The sequence below is a fragment of the Pseudomonas eutrophicaquae genome (assembly GCF_023544715.1).
In the GTDB taxonomy this organism is placed as follows: Bacteria; Pseudomonadota; Gammaproteobacteria; order Pseudomonadales; family Pseudomonadaceae; genus Geopseudomonas.
Genome location: NZ_JAMJEZ010000001.1, coordinates 11,676 through 31,165, shown reverse-complemented (window position 1 = coordinate 31,165; position 19,490 = coordinate 11,676). Strand labels below are relative to the sequence as shown.

Annotated in this window: 18 protein-coding genes; 5 read left to right on the top strand and 13 right to left on the bottom strand. The window is 66.6% G+C overall.

Annotated elements, in window-relative coordinates; all coding sequences use genetic code 11:
- Positions 1-54 precede the first annotated feature (54 nt).
- From MXC11_RS00145 to MXC11_RS00095, 11 genes are all read right to left on the bottom strand, one after another.
- Entirely contained in the window at positions 55-1,242 is a 1,188-nt protein-coding gene (locus tag MXC11_RS00145; protein WP_250003706.1) for an ATP phosphoribosyltransferase regulatory subunit, read from the bottom strand.
- A gap of 32 nt (positions 1,243-1,274) precedes the next feature.
- Complete coding sequence (locus MXC11_RS00140) at positions 1,275-1,460, bottom strand: DUF2065 domain-containing protein (RefSeq protein WP_250003704.1); 186 nt, start codon at positions 1,458-1,460, stop codon at positions 1,275-1,277.
- Between the two features lie 106 nt (positions 1,461-1,566).
- Positions 1,567-2,436, bottom strand: a complete 870-nt coding sequence (gene hflC / locus MXC11_RS00135; RefSeq protein ID WP_250003702.1) for a protease modulator HflC — start codon at positions 2,434-2,436, stop codon at positions 1,567-1,569.
- Complete coding sequence (gene hflK / locus MXC11_RS00130) at positions 2,436-3,605, bottom strand: FtsH protease activity modulator HflK (protein WP_250003700.1); 1,170 nt, start codon at positions 3,603-3,605, stop codon at positions 2,436-2,438. The genes hflC and hflK overlap by 1 nt, the downstream gene beginning before the upstream one ends.
- Positions 3,606-3,704: 99 nt before the next feature.
- Complete coding sequence (gene hflX, locus MXC11_RS00125; protein ID WP_250003697.1) at positions 3,705-5,006, bottom strand: ribosome rescue GTPase HflX; 1,302 nt, start codon at positions 5,004-5,006, stop codon at positions 3,705-3,707.
- A 15-nt stretch (positions 5,007-5,021) separates the two neighbouring features.
- Entirely contained in the window at positions 5,022-5,264 is a 243-nt protein-coding gene (hfq, locus tag MXC11_RS00120) for an RNA chaperone Hfq (RefSeq protein WP_250003695.1), read from the bottom strand.
- Positions 5,265-5,351: 87 nt separating this feature from the next.
- Positions 5,352-6,317 (bottom strand): tRNA (adenosine(37)-N6)-dimethylallyltransferase MiaA, encoded by a 966-nt coding sequence (gene miaA / locus MXC11_RS00115; RefSeq protein WP_250003693.1) that lies wholly within the window; start codon positions 6,315-6,317, stop codon positions 5,352-5,354.
- A gap of 20 nt (positions 6,318-6,337) precedes the next feature.
- The gene (gene mutL, locus MXC11_RS00110; RefSeq protein WP_250003692.1) at positions 6,338-8,227 is read right to left on the bottom strand and encodes a DNA mismatch repair endonuclease MutL; all 1,890 of its coding nucleotides are present in this window, start codon (positions 8,225-8,227) and stop codon (positions 6,338-6,340) included.
- Positions 8,227-9,768: an N-acetylmuramoyl-L-alanine amidase gene (locus MXC11_RS00105; protein WP_250003690.1), complete on the bottom strand. Its 1,542-nt coding sequence runs from the start codon at positions 9,766-9,768 to the stop codon at positions 8,227-8,229. The genes mutL and MXC11_RS00105 overlap by 1 nt, the downstream gene beginning before the upstream one ends.
- A gap of 1 nt (position 9,769) precedes the next feature.
- Complete coding sequence (tsaE, locus tag MXC11_RS00100) at positions 9,770-10,237, bottom strand: tRNA (adenosine(37)-N6)-threonylcarbamoyltransferase complex ATPase subunit type 1 TsaE (protein WP_250003688.1); 468 nt, start codon at positions 10,235-10,237, stop codon at positions 9,770-9,772.
- Positions 10,225-11,730, bottom strand: a complete 1,506-nt coding sequence (locus tag MXC11_RS00095) for an NAD(P)H-hydrate dehydratase (RefSeq protein WP_250003680.1) — start codon at positions 11,728-11,730, stop codon at positions 10,225-10,227. The genes tsaE and MXC11_RS00095 overlap by 13 nt, the downstream gene beginning before the upstream one ends.
- A gap of 62 nt (positions 11,731-11,792) precedes the next feature.
- On the opposite strand from MXC11_RS00095, the gene queG reads away from it, so the two are divergent.
- Positions 11,793-12,887, top strand: a complete 1,095-nt coding sequence (gene queG / locus MXC11_RS00090) for a tRNA epoxyqueuosine(34) reductase QueG (RefSeq protein ID WP_250003678.1) — start codon at positions 11,793-11,795, stop codon at positions 12,885-12,887.
- A gap of 11 nt (positions 12,888-12,898) precedes the next feature.
- Here queG and orn read toward each other — a convergent pair whose 3' ends face one another.
- On the bottom strand, positions 12,899-13,441 hold the full coding sequence (gene orn, locus MXC11_RS00085; RefSeq protein ID WP_250003676.1) for an oligoribonuclease: 543 nt from the start codon (positions 13,439-13,441) through the stop codon (positions 12,899-12,901).
- 83 nt (positions 13,442-13,524) lie between these two features.
- Between orn and rsgA the strand changes: the two genes are divergently transcribed.
- The 3 genes from rsgA to asd all read left to right on the top strand — a co-directional run bounded on the left by rsgA (position 13,525) and on the right by asd (position 16,317).
- On the top strand, positions 13,525-14,556 hold the full coding sequence (gene rsgA / locus MXC11_RS00080) for a small ribosomal subunit biogenesis GTPase RsgA (protein ID WP_250003674.1): 1,032 nt from the start codon (positions 13,525-13,527) through the stop codon (positions 14,554-14,556).
- A gap of 70 nt (positions 14,557-14,626) precedes the next feature.
- A complete protein-coding gene (locus MXC11_RS00075; RefSeq protein ID WP_250003672.1) occupies positions 14,627-15,442 on the top strand; it encodes a rhodanese-like domain-containing protein in 816 nt (271 codons plus the stop codon).
- Between the two features lie 8 nt (positions 15,443-15,450).
- The gene (asd, locus tag MXC11_RS00070; RefSeq protein WP_250003670.1) at positions 15,451-16,317 is read left to right on the top strand and encodes an archaetidylserine decarboxylase; all 867 of its coding nucleotides are present in this window, start codon (positions 15,451-15,453) and stop codon (positions 16,315-16,317) included.
- 81 nt (positions 16,318-16,398) lie between these two features.
- On the opposite strand, the gene serB is transcribed toward asd, so the two are convergent.
- Positions 16,399-17,613 (bottom strand): phosphoserine phosphatase SerB, encoded by a 1,215-nt coding sequence (gene serB, locus MXC11_RS00065; protein ID WP_250003668.1) that lies wholly within the window; start codon positions 17,611-17,613, stop codon positions 16,399-16,401.
- A 128-nt stretch (positions 17,614-17,741) separates the two neighbouring features.
- Here serB and MXC11_RS00060 point away from each other — a divergent pair, with 128 nt between their 5' ends.
- Complete coding sequence (locus MXC11_RS00060; protein WP_250003666.1) at positions 17,742-19,472, top strand: histidine kinase; 1,731 nt, start codon at positions 17,742-17,744, stop codon at positions 19,470-19,472.
- Positions 19,473-19,490 lie beyond the last annotated feature (18 nt).

The window sequence follows — 19,490 nt, the reverse complement described above, 5'->3', positions numbered from 1 at the left end:
AAAACGTGTCCCCTCACGGAAGGTCGAAGCCGGCGCTGGGCCGGCGCAAAAAACTCAGGAGGCCAGCGGCGAAACCTGCCAGCCACCCTCCTGGAAAATCAGTTGCTCGCTGCAGCCAGCGGCCTTTGCCGCCTCGAAGGCCTGTCCCGGCAGGGCCTGTACCACCCGCACGCCCTGACGACGCAAGGTCTGCACGGCATTCCAGAGCGCCTCATCAGCCTGCGCCGGTGCCCAGACACCGCCACTCGGCGGCGCAACAATGCCATCCCCCAGACTCACCAGGGTTTGCAGATCGGTCGAGAAACCGGTGGCCGGACGGGCGCGGCCGAAGTCTGCACCGATGTCATCGTAACGGCCGCCCTGGGCAATCGCCTGCCCGATGCCGGGCACAAAGGCCGCAAACACCACACCGGTGTGATAGTGATAGCCGCGCAGCTCACCCAGGTCGAAGTACAGCGGCAGCGCCGGGTAACGGGCCGCCAGCACATCCGCCAACTGCTCAAGCCCCTGCAGGGCTTCCAGCACGGCCGCTGGCGCACCGGCCAGCCGCTGACGCGCCACGTCCAGCACCTCGCGCCCGCCACACAGCTCGGCCAGCGCGCGCAGCATGCCTGCCAGCTCAGCCGGCAGCGGCGCCGTCAAGGTCTCTACTTCGTCGATGGCCTTGCGCTGCAAGGCATCGAACAACTGCTGCTCCACCTCGCCACACAGCCCGGCGGCGCGGGCCAGGCCGCGATAGATCCCGACATGCCCAAGATCCATGTGCACCTGAGCAATGCCAGCCACTGCCAGCACTTCCAGCATCAGGCAGATGATCTCGCTGTCACTGTTGGCGCTGGCATCCCCATAGAGCTCGGCACCGATCTGGATCGGACTGCGCGACAACCCCAGCGGACGGGGACGGGCATGCAGGACGCTACCGGCGTAACACAGCCGGCTGGGGCCCTCGCGGCGCAGCGTGTGGGCATCCAGACGGGCAACCTGCGGCGTGATGTCCGCGCGAAAGCCCATCTGCCGACCGGACAGAGGGTCGGTCACCTTGAAAGTACGCAGCTGCAGGTCCTGACCGGCCCCAGTCAGCAGCGATTCGAGATATTCGATATGGGGCGTGATGACCAGGTCATAACCCCAGTTGCAGAACAGATCCAGCACCTGACGGCGGGCCGCCTCGATGCGGGCTGCCTCCGCCGGCAGCACGTCCTCGATTCCATCCGGCAGCAGCCAGCGATCCAGCGTTGCCATATTGCCCCTCCCCTTTCAGCCGGGCGATGTATTCAACGAAGCCAGTAGAGCAGGCTCACGCCCAGCAGCATGCTGGCCAGCCCGATGGCGCGCAGTCCGCGATCATCGAGCTGCAGCAGCGTGATGACCGACTCGCGCCAGCCCCGCGGCCACAGGAAGGGCAGGATGCCTTCCAGCACCAGCAGCAGTGACAGCGCGATTCCGAGTTCTTGCCACATGGTTCCCGCAGACGCAAAAAAGCCGGGAAATCCCGGCTGCCGCATGATAACACGTTTTGTCCGCGATCATCCCGGCGGCTGCAACGGCAGCCGCCGGGGCGGCGGATCAGCGCGTGGGCTGCTCCATGTAACGGAAGAATTCGTTCTTCGGATCCAGCACCAGCACATCGCGCTTGTCCGCGAAGCTCTCGCGATAGGCCTGCAGGCTGCGGTAGAACGCATAGAACTCCGCATCCTGCCCATAGGCCGCTGCATAGATCGCCGCCGCCTGAGCGTCACCGTCACCGCGGGTCTCCTCGGCTTCGCGATAGGCCTCGGCCAGCAGCACACGGCGCTGACGGTCGGCATCGGCACGGATCCCCTCAGCTAGCTCACGACCCTTGGCGCGGTGCTCGCGGGCTTCACGCTCACGCTCGGTGCTCATCCGCTCGAATACGCTGCGGTTGACCTCGCGGGGCAGGTCAATGGCCTTGACCCGCACATCCAGCACCTCAATACCCAGCTCACGGCGCGCCATGCGATCCAGCGAACGGGTGATGTCCGCCATCAGCGCATCACGCTCACCGGATACCACCTCATGCAGAGTGCGCTTACCGAACTGGTCACGCAGCCCTGCCTCCAGGCGCCGCGCCAGACGCTCATCGGCAATCTGCTTGACGCCCGAAGTCGCGGTGTAGAAGCGCTCGGCATCTGCCACCCGCCACTTGGCGTAGGAATCCACCATGACTGCCTTCTTCTCCAGCGTCAGGAAACGCTGAGTCGGCGTATCCAGGGTCAGCAGACGGGCATCGAATTTACGGACCTGATTCACATAGGGAATCTTCACATGCAGGCCCGGCTGTACATCCGGCTCGACGATCTTGCCGAACTGCAGCAGCACCGCACGTTCCGTCTGCAGGACGATGTAAAAGCAGTTCCAGGCCACCAGCCCCAGTACAGCAGCAGCAACCAGAGTGATCAGCGACTTGTTGCCCATCAGCGGCTCTCCCTCGAACGCAGTTCACGCTGCGGATCACTGGTCGGACGCGGCGCTGTCGTGGCGCCCGCCTGCGCGGGCGACAGCAGGCTGCTGCCGGCAGGCGCGGCAGCAGCGCGCCCATCGATCATCTTGTCCAGCGGCAGGTACAGCAGGTTGTTCTGCCCCTCGCCCCCGCTCACCAGCACCTTGCTGGTGTTGCCCAGCACTTCCTGCATGGTTTCTAGGTACAGGCGCTCGCGGGTGACCGCAGGCGCCTTGCGGTACTCGACCAGCAGGCGATTGAAGCGCTCGGCTTCACCGCGCGCACGGGCCACCACCTCTTCACGGTACCCGTTGGCATCCTCGAGCAGGCGCTGAGCCTGACCGCGCGCCTCGGGGATCACGCCATTGGCGTAGGCTTCGGCCTGATTCTTCTCGCGCTGCTCGTCCTCGCGGGCACGGATCACATCATCAAAGGCATCCTGCACCTCACGCGGCGCCGCTGCGCTCTGGATGTTGACCTGAGTGACGGTGATACCGCTCTTGTAAGTGTCCAGGAAGCGCTGCAGGCGCTCGCGCACCTCAGCTGCCATCTGCTCGCGGCCCTCGGTCAGTACCTGATCCATCGAGGTGGAGCCGGCCACATGCCGCAGGGCGCTATCGGTGGCGTGCTGCAGACTCAGCTCAGGCTGATCGACGTTCAGCACGAACTCCTGCAGGTTGCTCACCCGGTACTGCACAGTCAGCGGCACCTCGATGATGTTTTCATCCTCGGTGAGCATCTGCCCCTGCTTGCTGTAGGCCCGCTCGCGGGTCACGTTTTCCTGGAACTTGCGATCAATCGGCGGCAGGTAGATGTTCAGGCCGGGACCGACGGTTTCGTGATACTTGCCAAAGCGCAGGATCACCGCCTGTTCCTGTTCATCCACCACATAGACCGCGCTGTACAGCCACAGCGAGGCCAGCGCCGCAAAGGCGACAGCCAGCAGACCCAGGCCACCACCACTGCGCGGGCTGCCGCCGTCGCCGCTGCGACGCTTGCGACCGCCGAACAGGCCATTCAGATTGTCCTGCAGCTTGCGCAGGGCCTCGTCCAGGTCAGGCGGACCCTGGCGGTCACCACCACCCCGGCGACCACCCCACGGATCATTGTCGTTCGAGTTGCCACCCGGCTCGTTCCAGGCCATAGCGTTCTCTCCACTGGTCACGCACAGATGCACACGCGCTGCGCACCGCTGAATGCTACAGAAAGCGCCTTTGCCACGGCAAAAGCGCATCCTGATGCTTTATTGCAAAGTATGTTGCGCAATGAACGCCTGCGGCTCCCAGCCATCACGGCTGAGCAGACGATTGAGATCGGCGCGCGGCAGGCGCACCTGCAGCAGGATCGCCCCTTCCTCGTCATGGGACTCACCCTGCACCGCCCCCTGAGCGAACAGCTGCGCCCGTAGCCGGCCAAGACGCTGCGGCAGGCACAGGGTGCCGATGAACAGATCCTCACCCAGCAGTTCACTGATCGCTTGCTGCAGCAGGTCCAGCCCCTTGCCCTCGCGGGCTGACAACCAGACGCGCACCGGCTTGCCCTGATCATCACGCTGGATCTGCGGCGTGAAGTCGGGCAGCAGGTCGATCTTGTTGTAGACCTCAAGGGTCGGCAGGCTCTCGGCACCGATCTCCCGCAGCACGGCATAAACCTGCTCGATCTGCAGATCCCGCTCCGGCTCGTGGGCGTCGATCACGTGCAGCAGCAGATCGGCGTTGCTCGACTCTTCCAGCGTGGCGCGGAAGGCCTCGACCAGCTTGTGCGGCAGATGCCGGATAAAGCCCACCGTGTCCGCCAGGATCACCGGCCCGACATCGGCAAACTCCAGACGACGCAGGGTCGGGTCCAGAGTCGCGAACAGCTGGTCGGCCGCATAAACCTCTGCGGTCGTCAGGCTGTTGAACAGGGTCGATTTGCCGGCGTTGGTGTAGCCGACCAGCGAGACCACCGGCACTTCAGCGCGCTGGCGGCCGCGACGAGCCAGCTCACGCTGGCTGCGGACCTTTTCCAGGCGCTGCTTGATCTGGCGGATCCGCACCCGCAGCAGGCGACGGTCGGTTTCAAGCTGGGTTTCACCCGGCCCGCGCAGACCGATACCGCCCTTCTGCCGCTCCAGGTGAGTCCAGCCACGCACCAGGCGGGTGCTCATGTGCTCCAGCTGGGCGAGTTCAACCTGCAGCTTGCCCTCGTGGGTACGGGCGCGCTGGGCGAAGATGTCGAGGATCAGCCCGGTACGATCTAGCACCCGGCACTCGAAGACCTTCTCGAGGTTACGCTCCTGGCTGGGGGTCAGCGTGTGGTTGAAGATCACCAGCTCGACCGCCTCAGCGTGTACCTGCTCGCGGATCTCGTCAACCTTGCCGCTACCGATCAGAAAGCGGGCGGTCGGCTGATGGCGCGGCACGCGCACCATCGTCACCACATCGGCGCCGGCCGAGCGGGCCAGCTCGAGGAACTCGTCTGGGTCCTCACGCACATCCGGCGCCTGACCCTCGAGGTGAACCAGCATGGCGCGCTCGCCGCCGCCGTGGCGTTCAAAGAACAAGGTCGTCTGCCTCGCTTACTCGGCCAGCTCGCCGGTTTCGCTGCTGGGCAGACGCACCGGACGGCTCGGCACCACAGTGGAAATCGCGTGCTTGTAGACCATCTGGCTGACGGTGTTCTTCAGCAGAATGACGAACTGATCGAAGGATTCGATCTGGCCCTGCAGCTTGATACCGTTGACCAGATAGATGGACACCGGCACACGCTCCTTACGCAGGGTGTTGAGGTAAGGGTCTTGTAGGGAATGCCCTTTTGACATGTTGCTACTCCTTGAGGGGGGAATCAGTTGCGGTGATGGGTGAGCGGATCAGGTCAGCGCCAGAGGCCTGGCGCGCATCAGGTATTGCTAGGTGGCGACGCCGCGCAGGTATTTCAAGGCCTGTGCCACATTGTCAGCGGCCAGGCTGTCCAGCCAGTGCAGCGCCGGCCAGCTGCGCAACCAGGTGAACTGACGCTTGGCCAGCTGGCGGGTGGCGATGATGCCGCGCTCAGTCATGGCCTCGTAGCTCAACAGGTCCTCCAGATGCTCCCAGGCCTGCCGGTAGCCCACCGAGCGAATAGAGGGCAGCCCCGTGTGCAGATCACCCCGGGCACGCAGCGCATGCACTTCGTCGAGAAAGCCCTGCTCAAGCATCAGGCCAAAGCGCCGAGCGATACGCTCATGCAACACCTCACGGCGCTCTGGGGCGATCGCCAGTTGCGCGACAGTATAAGGCAAAGCACCGCCCTGCACTGCCGAGCCCGGGAGATTTTGCGCCGCTTGCAGGCGGCGGTGTTCCGTCATCGACAGGCCACTGACCCGATAGACTTCCAGCGCCCGGATCAGGCGCTGCGGATCGTTGGGATGGATGCGTGCCGCCGACTGCGGATCGACACCGGCCAGCTCGGCATGCAGCGCGGCCAGCCCCTCGGCGGCCATCTGCGCCTCCAGCTGTGCGCGGACCAGAGGATCAGCCGCCGGCATGTCGGCCAGCCCCTCCAGCAACGCCTTGAAGTAGAGCATGGTGCCGCCCACCAGCAGCGGGATGCGCCCGGCGGCGCTGATTTCCGCCATTGCCGCCAGTGCATCGCGGCGAAACTCCGCGGCGGAATAACTCTCGGCCGGATCGCGGATATCGATCAGCCGATGGGGAAACTCGGCCAGCAGGGCCCGCGAGGGCTTGGCAGTCCCGATGTCCATACCGCGGTAGATCAGCGCCGAGTCGACGCTGATCAGCTCGCACGGCAACACCCGCGCCAGCTCCAGGGCAAGATCGGTCTTGCCCGAGGCGGTCGGACCCATGAGGAAGATGGCAGGAGGCAGTCGGGACATCACAACTCTCGTCTTCGGGCTCAGCGGCCACGCAGGAACAGCTTGTCCAGCTCGTCCATGCCCAGCTGCGTCCAGGTGGGACGCCCATGATTGCATTGACCACTGCGCTCGGTGTGCTCCATGTCGCGCAGCAGGGCGTTCATTTCCGCAAGGCTCAACCGGCGATTGGCGCGCACCGCGCCGTGGCAGGCCATGGTCGCCAGCAGCTCGTTGAGATGCGCCTGGATACGATCACTGCTGCCGTATTCGAGCAGATCACTCAGCACATCACGCACCAGCGCCGCCGCCTGCGCTTGCTTGAGCAGCGCCGGGATCTGCCGGATCGCCAGGCTTTCCGGCCCAAGACGCTGCAGCTCAAACCCGAGCCTAGCAAACCACTCGGCATGCTCCTCAGCGCAGTCCGCCTCGCGCTGGCTCAAGGCCAGTGTCTCGGCCATCAGCAAGGGCTGGCCACGCAGCCCCTCGGTGGCCATCGCCTGTTTGAGCCGCTCATACATGATGCGCTCGTGCGCTGCGTGCATGTCGACCAGCACCAGCCCACGGGCATTCTCAGCGAGGATATACACGCCCTTGAGCTGCGCCAGCGCATAGCCCAGCGGCGGGATATCACCCTCACTGGCCGGCAACGGCGCGGCGGCGGGCAGCGGAGCAAAGAACTCGCGATAAGCGCCCTGCAACTCGGCCTGCACCGTAGCAGCCCCCGGCGAGACCGGTGCCAGGCGGTAGGCGCCCGCCCCGCGACTTTCATGCACGACGGGCGCGTCCGGCTCCGTAAAGGCCACCGGCGCAGCCTGGCGAGCCAGGCTCATCTCCTGCTGTCCGGCAAACTCGCCAGCCTGCACCCCGCTCAGGCGCGGCGGCTCCAGAGCCGCTGCGGCCGGCGCGGGCTGATCCTGCGGGCGCAGATCGGCCAGCGCGCGGTGCAGGCTGCCATACAGAAAGTCATGCACCATACGGCTGTCACGAAAGCGCACCTCATGCTTGGTGGGATGCACGTTGACATCGACACTGGCCGGATCCAGCTCCAGAAACAGTACAAAGGCCGGATGACGGCCGTTGTACAGCACATCCCGGTAGGCCTGGCGCACCGCATGGGCTACCAGCTTGTCACGCACCATGCGGCCGTTGACGTAGAAGTACTGCAGATCCGCTTGGCTTCGGGAAAAGGTCGGCAGGCCCACCCAGCCCCACAGCCGCAGGCCGCTGCGCTCGACCTCGATCGGCAGAGCCTGCTCCAGAAAAGCCGGTCCGCAGACATGGGCCACGCGCCGCGCGCGCTGGCTCTCGTCCAGCGCCGGGTGCAGCGCCAGCACCTCCTTGCCGTTGTGGCGCAAGTGAAAGCCGACTGCAAAATGCGTCAGCGCCAGACGCCGCACCACTTCCTGCAGGTGGTCGAACTCGGTCTTTTCCGCCCGCAGGAACTTGCGCCGCGCCGGGGTGTTGAAGAACAGGTCACGCACCTCGACAGTGGTGCCCTCGGGATGGGCCGCCGGCTGCAGATTGGCCTGCATGTCGTGCCCCTCCACCTCGACCTGCCAGGCTTGGGCACTGCCACGCCGGCGCGAGGTGAGCGTCAGACGCGCCACCGAACTGATCGAGGCCAGCGCCTCGCCGCGAAAGCCCAGGCTCAGCAGGTGTTCCAGATCGTCCAGGTCGCGAATCTTGCTGGTCGCGTGACGCGCCAGCGCCAGCGCCAGGTCATCCCGCTCGATGCCCGCGCCGTCATCGCGCACCCGCAGCAACTTGACGCCGCCCTGCTCGACCTCGATCTCGACCCGCTGGGCGCCGGCATCCAGGCTGTTTTCCAGCAATTCCTTGATCACCGAGGCCGGCCGCTCGACCACCTCGCCGGCGGCAATCTGGTTGGCCAGCCGCGGGCTCAGCAGCTGGATACGCGCCGCCTCCCCCATCACTGGCCCGCCAGGGTTTGCGCCGGAATCACCAGCAGCTGCCCGACTTTCAGGCCGTCGCTGCGCAGGCGATTGGCCTGACGCAGGGCCGGCAGACTGACCTGATAACGCTGCGCCAGCAGCGCGAGGGTTTCCCCCGGGGCGACCAGATGTTCACGCTCGCCCAGACGAATCTTGCCCTGATCGCGCAGCCAGGCAATGTAGCTGCCGGGCGGCGGATTCTCATGGAAGAACTGCCGCACACCGCTGTGGATCGAGCGGGCGAGAGCCTGCTGATGGGCGCGGGTCTTCAGCTTACGCGCCTCCTCAGGGTTGGAGATGAACCCGGTTTCCACCAGGATCGAGGGAATATCCGGCGATTTCAGCACCATGAAGCCGGCCTGCTCGACGCGCCGCTTGTGCAGCGCCGCGATCCGCCCCATGCCGCTTAGCACCTTCTGACCGACATCCAGACTGGAAGACAGCGTGGCGGTCATCGACAGATCCAGCAGCACGCTGGCCAGCATGCGGTCCTTGTTGTCGAGACTGACGCTGCCGGCACCCCCGATCAGGTCGGAGCGGTTTTCCCGGTCCGCCAGCCAGCGGGCCGTCTCCGAGGTCGCACCGCGATCGGAGAGCGCATAAACCGAGGCACCATACGCCGTGCGCCGCGGCGCGGCATCGGCGTGTACCGAGATGAACAGATCCGCGCCCTTGCTGCGGGCAATCGCCGGCCGGCGGGCCAGCGGGATGAAGTAGTCGCCGGTGCGCACCAGCTCGGCGCGAAAACCGCGCTCCCGGTCGATCACCTGCTTGAGCTCACGGGCGATGGCCAGTACCACGTCCTTTTCACGCTCGCCGTTAGGGCCCAGCGCCCCAGGGTCCTTGCCGCCATGTCCGGCATCAATGGCAATGACGATGTCACGCTGACCGCCAGCGCTCGACGGCAGCGGTGCACTGCGCCGGGTGCTGGCCAGCGGTGTAGCGGTCGCCGGCGGCTTGCTCGGCACGCTGGCCACTGAGCGCGCGGGCGGCGCACTCGGGGAGGTGCGCGCTACCGCCGCTTCCGCCACAGGGGCGCGCACCGCTGCCGGTGCACCGGCCATGACCTTATCCGGCGCCGGAGCAGACCCTGCCGAGGCTTTAGACGCTGCGGCGCTGGTGACGTCCTTGAGATCGACCACCAACCGGTGGCCGTACTGCTGGTTGGGCGCCAGACTGAAGCTGTTGGGCTGCACGGCACTGGCCACATCCAGCACGATGCGCAGCTGATCGGCCGAACGCGCCGCCGCCCGCAGGCCACTGATCGGCGTTTTTGCGGTGCCCAACTGCTCGAGGGAGGTGGCCATCTTCGCCCCCTCCAGATCAATGACAATGCGCTCGGGCGCACTCAGGGTGAAGACGTTGTGACGCACCGGACCGCTGAGGTCGAATACCAGGCGGGTGTTATCCGCGCTGCGCCACAGCCGCACGCTGCGCACCTCACTGGCGGCCAGCGCCAGCTCGGTCAGCAGCAGGCTACCGAGCAGGGCACACAGGGCGAAGAATCGTGATCGACGCATCTCAGTTCACCTCGCTCAGGGCCGCACACCAGGCTTCGCCCCGCGCACCGTGGGGCTGCAGACGCAGACGCCGCTCCTCCCCCTCGGCCTGAATATGAATCTGCAGATCTGCTGGCGGCAGCACACCGGCACCGCGCTCCGGCCACTCGATCAGGCACAGGGCATCACCACTCAAATAGTCGCGGATGCCGAAGAACTCCAGCTCCTCCGGGTCGGCCAGACGGTACAGATCAAAATGATAGACGCGCCGCTCGCCCAGCTCATACGGCTCGACCAGCGTGAAGGTCGGACTCTTGACCGCCCCGGTGTGCCCAAGCCCGCGCAGCAGGCCACGCGACAGGGTGGTCTTGCCCATGCCCAGGTCGCCCTGCAGGAAGATCACCCCGCAGGCGCCACTCACCGCGGCCAGTCGGGCACCGAAGGCCAGCATGGCCGCTTCATCGGCCAGATACAGCATCACTTCAGACACGGACTATGCTCCTCCAGCACTTGACGGATTGCCTCACAGAGTTCTCCAGCCGCCAGACCCCGGCCTGCACCCGCCAGCCGCTCACCGGCCACGGCATGCAGCCAGACCCCCAGACGCGCGGCCTGATCGGGCACCAGCCCCTGAGCCAGCAACGCGCCGAGCAGCCCCGCCAGCACATCACCGAATCCGGCACCGGCCATCACCGGATGCCCGCGCTCGCACAGATACAAGCGGCCTTGCGGCTCGGCCACCAGCGTACCCGCGCCCTTGAGCACCACCACCGCCTGCAGGCGCTGCGCCAGCGCGGCCGCGGCGGCGGCTCGATCGGCTTGTACCTCAGCCACCGAGACACCCAGCAGACGCGCCGCCTCCCCCGGATGCGGCGTGGCGATCCACGGGCCGTCAGGCGCCCGCAGCACACCCGCGGCGAGCAGATTGAGCGCATCGGCATCCCAGACCTGAGGTACAGCAGTGCCCGCCAGACTGCCCAGCAGACTGCGCGCCCAAGCCCCCTGGCCGATCCCCGGCCCCAGCACCAGCACATCAGCCGCTTGCGCCAGCGCCCGCACCTCATTACCCGACTGCACGCCCCGGCACATCACCTCCGGGCGGCGCGCCAGGGCTGGGGCGACATGCTCGGCGCGGGTGGCCAGCGTCACCAGCCCGGCACCGCCACGCAGGGTGCTTTCCGCCGCCAGCAGCGCGGCACCGCCCAGGCCGTTGTCACCACCCACCACCAGTACGCGGCCAAACTGGCCCTTGTGGCTGTGGCGTGCGCGCGGCGCCAGCACGGGTAGCTGCTCGCCGGCCAGTCGCCAGGCGGCTACCGGCATGGCCGCCACCTGCAGCGGGTCGGCCTGCAGGTCGGCAAAGACCAGATGCCCGGCCTGCGCGCTGCCATCGAGCTGAAACAGGCCGAGTTTGAGACCGATGAAGGTCACGGTGAGTTCGGCGCGCACCGCACAGCTCAGCACCCGGCCGCTGTCCGCGCACAGGCCGGAGGGAATATCCACCGCCAGCACCGGCCGCTCATGCTCGTTCAGGGTACGAATCACCGCGGCAAAGGGCTCGCGCACGGCACCCTGCAGCCCCGTGCCCAGCAGCGCATCGACAATCACGCCCTGCAGGGAGCTGTCCACCTGCCAGGGCTGGATCGATACCCCCGCGGCACGCGCCGCCGCGAAGGCACTGGCGGCATCGCCATTGAGCCGCGCCGGATCGCTGACCGTCAGCACCTGAACCGCCATGCCCGCCTGCTGCGCCAACAGCGCCAGCAGATAGCCGTCTCCGGCGTTATTGCCGTGACCGGCCAGCACGGTCAGCGCCGACGCACTCGGCCAGCGCAGGCGCAGCGCCTGCCACAGCGCCCGGGCGGCACGCTGCATCAGCACATACCCGGGCGTGCCGGAGGCGATCAGCCGCGCATCCAGGTCACGCACGGCAGCGGCGCGGTACAGCGCGAGGGGCAGAGGCTCAGCGACAGTGGCGGACATGAGGTCATTCACACAAGGATTGAGGCACAATTATACGCCCTGCGCCCCGGAGCACCGCCAGCATGCAGATCAATGAAATCGACCTTGAGGCCCTGGCCGAGCAGATTCGCGACTGGGGGCGCGAGCTGGGCTTTGCGCAGGTCGGCATCAGCGGCATTGATCCGGGCGAGCACACCGAACACCTGCAGCGCTGGCTGGCCGCCGGCCATCATGGCGAGATGGACTACATGGCCGCCCACGGCAGCAAGCGCTCGCGCCCGGACGAACTGGTGCCCGGCACCATCAGGCTGATTTCGCTGCGCATGGACTATCTGCCCGGCGACACCCGCATGGCCGAACAGCTGGCCGATCCGGAGCGCGCCTACCTGTCGCGCTACGCGCTGGGCCGCGACTATCACAAGCTGATCCGCAAACGCCTGCAACAGCTGGCCGAGCGCATCCAGAGCGCCATCGGCCCGTTTGGCTACCGCGCCTTTGTCGACAGCGCGCCGGTGCTGGAAAAGGCCTTCGCCCTGCAGGCTGGCCTTGGCTGGATCGGCAAGAACACCCTGCTGATCAACCGCCGCGCCGGTAGCTGGTTCTTTCTCGGTGAACTGTTCGTGGATCTGCCGCTACCAACCGACGCCCCGATGCAGGACGAGCACTGCGGGCGCTGCCAGGCCTGCCTGGATATCTGCCCGACCGCCGCCTTCGTCGCGCCCTATCAGCTGGATGCGCGGCGCTGCATTTCCTACCTGACCATCGAGCTCAAGGGCAGTATTCCGCTGGAGCTGCGCCCGCTGATCGGCAACCGGGTGTTCGGCTGTGATGATTGCCAGCTGGTCTGCCCGTGGAACCGCTTTGCCCGCCCCACTGGCGAGCATGACTTTCAGCCCCGCCATCAGCTCGACAGCAGCAGCCTGGCCAGCCTGATGCGCTGGAGCGAGGCGGAGTTTCTTGCGCGCACCGAAGGCTCGCCGCTGCGCCGCGCCGGTTACGAGCGCTGGCTGCGCAACCTGGCCGTCGGGCTGGGCAACGCGCCCTCGACGATTGCGGTGCTGGAGACGCTGCGTCTCTACCGCGATCATCCCTCGGCGCTGGTGCGCGAGCATGTCGAGTGGGCGCTGGCCGAACATGCTAGGCGGGCGGACGCAACCGAGATCACGGCCCCCGCCTGAGCATCATCGGTTCAGCACTTGAACATCTGCTCGCGGTAATAGCGCAGCTCCGCGATCGACTCATAGATGTCGTCCAGCGCCAGGTGCACGCTGTTCTTGCTAAAGCCCTCGCGCACCGCCGGCGCCCAGCGCGCCGCCAGCTCCTTAATGGTTGAGACATCCAGGTTGCGGTAGTGGAAGAAGGCTTCCAGCTGCGGCATGTAGCGAACCAGAAAACGCCGATCCTGCCCGATGCTGTTGCCACACATCGGCGAGGCACCCGCCGGCACCCACTCAGCGAGAAACGCCAGCGTGCGCCGCTCGGCTTCGGCGGTATCGATCGTGCTCTCGCGCACCCGCTGGGTCAGGCCGCTGCGGCCATGATGCTCGACGCACCAGGCACTCATGCCCGCCAGCACCTCGTCACTCTGGTGCACCACCATCGACGGCCCCTCGGCCAGCACGTTGAGCTGCGAGTCGGTGATCACGGTGGCGATCTCCAGAATCACATCCAGCTCAGGATCAAGGCCGGTCATTTCCAGGTCGATCCAGATCAGATTCTGCGGGTTTTGCATGATGATTTTCCTCGGCGAATCCGAGGATTTTAGCAGGCCCGGCCCATGCTAGACTGCCGGCGATTTCAGGACACGGAGCCATCATGGCCAAACGCCAACTGAGCCGCCGGCAGAGCTGGCGCATCGAGAAGATCCAGGACGAACGCGCCGCCCGGGCCGCCCGCCGCGAACACCGCGCCCTGGAGGAGCTGGAAGGTGGCGATCTTGGCCCCGAGCAGCAAGGCCTGGTGATCGCCCACTTCGGCGTGCAGGTCGAGGTCGAGGCCCTCGATGGTGAGCAGCGCGGCCAGCTGTTCCGTTGCCACCGGCGAGCCAATCTGCCGACCCTGGTGACCGGCGATCGGGTGGTCTGGCGTCCGGGCAATCAGGGTATCGGCGTGATCGTCGCCCAGCTGCCGCGCAGCTCCGAGCTATGCCGCCCGGACATGCGCGGCGTGCTCAAGCCGGTGGCGGCCAACGTCGATCAGATCGTCATCGTCTTCGCTCCGCTGCCAGAGCCCCACGGCAACCTGATCGACCGCTACCTGATCGCCGCCGATCACGCGGGCATCCAGCCGCTGCTGCTGCTGAACAAGGCCGATCTGATCAATGAGGAGAATGCCGCGCGCCTCGATGCCCTGCTGGCGGTCTACCGGGCGCTCGGCTATCCGCTGCTGGAAGTCTCCGCCCATCACGGCAATGCCATGGATGAACTGCGCGAGCGGCTCGACGGGCGAGTCAGTGTGTTCGTTGGTCAGTCGGGGGTCGGCAAGTCCTCGCTGGTCAATGCCCTGCTGCCTGGGGTCGATCTGCGGGTCGGCGCGCTGTCGGAGCTGACCCAGAAAGGCACCCACACCACCACCACCGCGCGGCTGTTCCACTTCCCCGGCGGCGGGGATCTGATCGACTCGCCCGGCATCCGCGAATTTAGCCTCGGTCATGTCACCCGCGCCGATGTGGAGGATGGCTTCATCGAGTTTCGCGACCTGATCGGCCGCTGCCGCTTCCGGGATTGCCGGCATGAACAGGAGCCTGGCTGCGCGCTGCTCACGGCGCTGGCGGAAGGCCGCATCCACCCGCAGCGCCTGGCCAGCTACCGGCACATCCTCGCCTCGCTGCCGCAGGAAACGTACTGAGCAGAGCCGGCGTACTCCGGGCACTTTCCGTTACACTCGGCGCTTTTCCGAGCCTGCGAGGATGTTCGCCATGTCCGTGTTTGCCGACCTGCCGCTGTTGATCGAGCCGGCCGAGCTGGCCAGTCGTCTGGAGGCGCCTGAGCTGATCCTGGTCGATCTGACCCCCGCCGAGCGCTACGCCGAGGGACATATTCCCGGCGCGCGCCATGTCGACAGCAAGCGCACCCAGCTGGGCCTGCCGCCGGCGCCGGGACTGCTGCCGGACTGGAACGACTTCCAAGCACTGCTCGGCGAGCTGGGCCATCGCGAGGAGGCCGTGTATGTGCTGTATGACGCCGAAGGCGGCCCCTGGGCCGGGCGTTTTGGCTGGCTGCTTGACCTGATCGGTCATCGCCGCTGGCATCACCTCAACGGCGGCCTGACCGCCTGGCTGGCCGAGGGCCGGGCGCTGAGCACCGCGGTGCCGGCGCCGGTTGGTGGCCCGGTCAGCGTGCAGCCGGTGGCCGATGTGCTGGCGACCCGCGAGGACCTGCTGGCCCATCTGCATGATCCGCAGCGGCTGATCTGGGACGCCCGCTCTCCCGAGGAATATCGCGGCGAAAAGGTGCTGGCGGCGCGTGGCGGGCATATTCCCGGCGCCATCAACCTGAACTGGACCGACTGCCTGGACAGCCAGCGTGCCCTGCGCCTGCGCCTTGACCTCGCCGCGCTGCTCGCCGCCCACGGCATCAGCGCTGACAAGGAAATCATCACCCACTGCCAGACCCATCGCCGCTCCGGCCTGACCTACCTGGCCATGCGCGCCCTGGGTTATCCACACATCAAGGCCTACGCCGGCTCCTGGTCCGAGTGGGGCAACCATCCCGATACTCCGGTTGAATGCTGAGAATTGTCATGAACATCAAGGAACGCCTGTTTCTCGCCGGACAGCACCTGCTGCCGCACCATACCCTGTCACGCCTGATCGGCTGCGCCGCCGAGTGCCGCAAGCCATGGTTCAAGAACCGCCTGATCGATGCCTTTATCCACCGCTACCAGGTGGACATGAGCGAGGCGGAGATCGGCAACCCGCACGCCTACGAGCATTTCAACGCCTTCTTCACCCGCGCGCTACGCGACGGCAGCCGGCCACTGGACCCGACGCCGGGCGCAGTGCTGTGCCCGGCCGACGGGGCGATCAGCCAGCTGGGGCCGATCGAGTATGGCCGCCTGCTGCAGGCCAAGGGCCACAGTTTCAGTGTGCTGGAACTGCTGGGCGGTGATGCGGAACGCGCTGCACCCTTCATCGGCGGGCAGTTCGCGACCGTCTATCTGTCGCCACGCGACTACCACCGCGTACACATGCCTCTGGCCGGCACCCTGCGCGAGATGGTCTATGTGCCGGGCAAGCTGTTCTCGGTCAACGGCTTTACCGCCGAGCAGGTGCCGGAGCTGTTCTCGCGCAACGAGCGGGTGGTCTGTCTGTTCGATACCGAACGCGGTCCGATGGCGGTGGTGCTGGTCGGGGCGATGATCGTCGCCAGCATCGAGACCGTCTGGGCCGGTCTGGTGACCCCACCCAAGCGCACCCTCAAGACCTTCAACTACGGGGTGAGCGAGCCGATCCATCTGGAAAAAGGCGCTGAGCTCGGCCGCTTCAAGCTGGGCTCCACGGCCATCGTGCTGTTCGGCCCCGATCAGGTGCGCTGGGCCGAGGAACTGGCGGCCGGCAGTGCGGTGCGCATGGGCCAGGCGCTGGGCGGTCCGCTGCAGGACGCCTGAGCCACGCAGACTGCCCACCCCCACGCAGGCGGGCAGCTTTCGGCGGAGCGCCGTGCGCGATCCGCCGACGCTGCGCAGGATTCAGTCGTGCCCTTCGCGGTCGCGATAGCCCAAAAGGTAGAGGATGCCATCCAGCCCCAGGGTCGAAATCGCCTGCTTGGCCGACTGCTTGACCAGCGGCTTGGCGCGGAAGGCGACGCCCAGGCCGGCAATGGCCAGCATCGGCAGGTCGTTGGCGCCATCACCGACCGCAATGGTCTGCTCCAGACGCAGCCCCTCGCGCTCGGCCAGCTCACGCAGTAGATCCGCCTTGCGCTGGGCATCGACAATCGGCTCGACCGCCACGCCCGTCACTTGGCCATCGACGATCTCCAGCTCATTGGCAAACACATAGTCGATGCCGAGCTTGTGCTGCAGCTGGCGGGCAAAGTAGGTGAAGCCGCCGGAGAGGATCGCGGTCTTGTAACCCAGGCGCTTGAGCTCGGCAAACAGTGTCTCGGCGCCCTCGGTCAGGCGCAGCGAGGCGCCAATCCCTTCCAGCACTTCCTCGGAGAGCCCCTTAAGCAGCGCCAGACGCTCCTTGAAGCTCGCGCGAAAATCCAGCTCGCCGCGCATCGCACGCTCAGTGATTTCGGCGACCTGCTCACCCACGCCGGCCGCCTTGGCCAGCTCGTCGATCACTTCTGCCTCGATCAGCGTCGAATCCATGTCGAACACCGCCAGACGGCGATTGCGCCGGAACACGCTGTCACGCTGGAAGGCAATGTCCACGCTAAGCTCCTGAGCCACGCTAAGGAACTCGGCCCGCAGGGTCGCAGGATTGGCCGGCTCACCGCGCACCGAAAACTCGATGCAGCCCTTGCCGCACTCCTCCGGGGTATCCAGCGGCATCCGCCCGGACAGACGGTCGATATGGTCGATATTCAGGCCATGCGCGGCCGTGATGGCACTGACCCGATGCAGCTGTTCGGCGGTGATGCGCCGGGTCAGCAGAGTGACAATATGGCGCGGCTTGCCCTGCCCGGCCACCCATTGGCGGTAGTCGTCCTCGGAAACCGGGGTAAAACGCACCTGCTGATCCAGCTCATAGGCGGTGAACAGCACCTCCTTGAGCACCGCAGACGCCTGTGCGGTGTGCGGGATCTCCACCAGGATGCCGAACGACAGGGTGTCGTGGATCACCGCCTGACCGATGTCGAGAATGTTGACGCCGCCCCGGGCCAGCACGCCGGTGATGGCCGCGGTCAGCCCCGGACGGTCTTCCCCGGTAATGTTGATCAGGACGATTTCGCGCACGGCACACCCCCAAGGCAGAAAAGTGCCGATTCTACCTGCAATCCCGGCAGCCGGGCAGCGTGCTTTGCCCGTGCGGCAAGCGCGCGGCTATACTCCGCATCCTTTCCCTGCAGTCGAGTCTCCTGCTCGTGAGCCGGCCATCGCCCGTCAAATCCGACAACCTGTTCGTATCCATGCTTGGCGCCTCGCAGCGCCGGCGCTTCCCGCTGACCGTGCGCCTGGTGCTGCATACCCTGCTGCTGCTCGGCACCTGCCTCTTGGTCTTTATCTGGGTGACAGGCCTGCAGCTGCGACAGGCCACTGATCAGCAGGCGATTGCCGTCGGGGAGGCCCTGCGTGCCCAGGCCGTGACGGCGGCCAGCGACCTGCTGGTCGCCAATGACCGGCTGAGCCTCAATGTGATGCTCGACAAGCTGGTGGACAACCCGCTGGTCGCCCACGCGGTGATTCAGGATGCCAACCAGCGAGTGAGTGCCGAGGCCGGCCAGCGCCCGCTGGGGGCCTGGCCGCCGCATACCGACAACATCACCACCTTCAGCGCGCCGATCGCCATCCAGGACGATCGTACCGCCGCCCAGCTGTACCTGACCCTCGACCGCGCCCAGCTGGCGGCGCCGCTAGCCGACAGCCTGCAGAACCTGGGTATCCTCGCCGCCATCCTGATGACCGTGGCGCTGGCCTTCAGCCTGCGGCTGGGCAGCCAGCTCAGCGTGCCGCTGCTGCAGCTGCGCCTGTGGCTGCGCGACCCGATCGACAATGCCCCGGCGCTGGAGCGTCAGGATGAGATCGGTGATCTGGCGCGCCAGCTCGATGCGCGGCTGGCGCCGCCGCCTGAGCTGCAGCCCGAACCCGAGCCGCCCTTCGAGCAGGACGACGAAATGCTGCTGGACACTATTCGTGCCGACCTCGATGACAGCGTGCCGCAGCGGGTCCGCGCCCGCCAGAGCAGCGCGGCAACTCCGGCCACGAGCCTGACCGCTGCTGAACCGGATGAGCCGGACTTTGACCTGGATTTTGCGCTGGACCTTGAGGAGCCGGACGAGATCGACACGCAGCAGCACCGCCCGGCCCCCGCCCAGCCAGCGCCCGCGCAGGCCAGTCCCGCCGCCCCCCGTCCGCTATCCGCCCGGCGCAGCGTGCTGGAGGATGAAGAGGACTTCGGCCTGCAGGCGGCTGATCTTGGGCTGGACAACGAGCCCTTCGTGCCCGCCGCAGCCCCCATCGCCCCGGCACCGCAGCCCGTCGCACAGGCCGCACCATCCGTCCCGGCGGATGCTGTAGCCGAGCGACCGATCCCCAGTGCAGTGCTGTGCGTGCAGCTTGGCGGTCAGCATGAACTGCAGCAGCTGCCGCGCCCGCGGCTGCTGGCGCTGCTGCAGCGCTATCGTGACTGCCTGGATGAGGCGACCCGTACCTATCAGGGCAGCCTGTACAGCCTCGATGATGGCGGCAGCCTGATCCTGTTCCATGACCAGCAGCAGGACGAGCGCTATCTGGTGCGTGCCCTGTGCTGCGGTGAACTGCTGCGCATCCTCAGCCATGAGCTGCAGGTGCTGATCGCTGATAGCGGCCTGACCCTGCAGCTGCAGCTGGCCATCAGCCGCGGCAACAATCTGTATGGGCTGACCCAGGGTGAACTGCTCCTGCAGCCGGCCAGCCAGCAGGCGATCGCCCTGAGCCGCGACAGCCGCAATCTGGTGCTGCTGGATGCTGGGCTGAGCGGTGATCCCCAGCTGCAGCACTATGCACAGATCCGCAGCATCAATAGCCCCGCGGGCGCCAGCTGCATCAAGAGCCTGCAGCCGCCGCTGCCAGCGGAACTCGAGCAACAGCTCGGCCGGATCCTCGGCACCCCCTGAGTGCGCTGCCGGCACTCA

Coding starts and splice junctions, on each gene's coding strand:
- MXC11_RS00145 (WP_250003706.1), bottom strand. CDS start 1,242: ATGGCAACGCTGGATCGCTGGCTGCTGCCGGATGGAATCGAGGACGTG.
- MXC11_RS00140 (WP_250003704.1), bottom strand. CDS start 1,460: ATGTGGCAAGAACTCGGAATCGCGCTGTCACTGCTGCTGGTGCTGGAA.
- hflC (WP_250003702.1), bottom strand. CDS start 2,436: ATGGGCAACAAGTCGCTGATCACTCTGGTTGCTGCTGCTGTACTGGGG.
- hflK (WP_250003700.1), bottom strand. CDS start 3,605: ATGGCCTGGAACGAGCCGGGTGGCAACTCGAACGACAATGATCCGTGG.
- hfq (WP_250003695.1), bottom strand. CDS start 5,264: ATGTCAAAAGGGCATTCCCTACAAGACCCTTACCTCAACACCCTGCGT.
- miaA (WP_250003693.1), bottom strand. CDS start 6,317: ATGTCCCGACTGCCTCCTGCCATCTTCCTCATGGGTCCGACCGCCTCG.
- mutL (WP_250003692.1), bottom strand. CDS start 8,227: ATGGGGGAGGCGGCGCGTATCCAGCTGCTGAGCCCGCGGCTGGCCAAC.
- MXC11_RS00105 (WP_250003690.1), bottom strand. CDS start 9,768: ATGCGTCGATCACGATTCTTCGCCCTGTGTGCCCTGCTCGGTAGCCTG.
- MXC11_RS00095 (WP_250003680.1), bottom strand. CDS start 11,730: ATGTCCGCCACTGTCGCTGAGCCTCTGCCCCTCGCGCTGTACCGCGCC.
- queG (WP_250003678.1), top strand. CDS start 11,793: ATGCAGATCAATGAAATCGACCTTGAGGCCCTGGCCGAGCAGATTCGC.
- orn (WP_250003676.1), bottom strand. CDS start 13,441: ATGCAAAACCCGCAGAATCTGATCTGGATCGACCTGGAAATGACCGGC.
- rsgA (WP_250003674.1), top strand. CDS start 13,525: ATGGCCAAACGCCAACTGAGCCGCCGGCAGAGCTGGCGCATCGAGAAG.
- MXC11_RS00075 (WP_250003672.1), top strand. CDS start 14,627: ATGTCCGTGTTTGCCGACCTGCCGCTGTTGATCGAGCCGGCCGAGCTG.
- asd (WP_250003670.1), top strand. CDS start 15,451: ATGAACATCAAGGAACGCCTGTTTCTCGCCGGACAGCACCTGCTGCCG.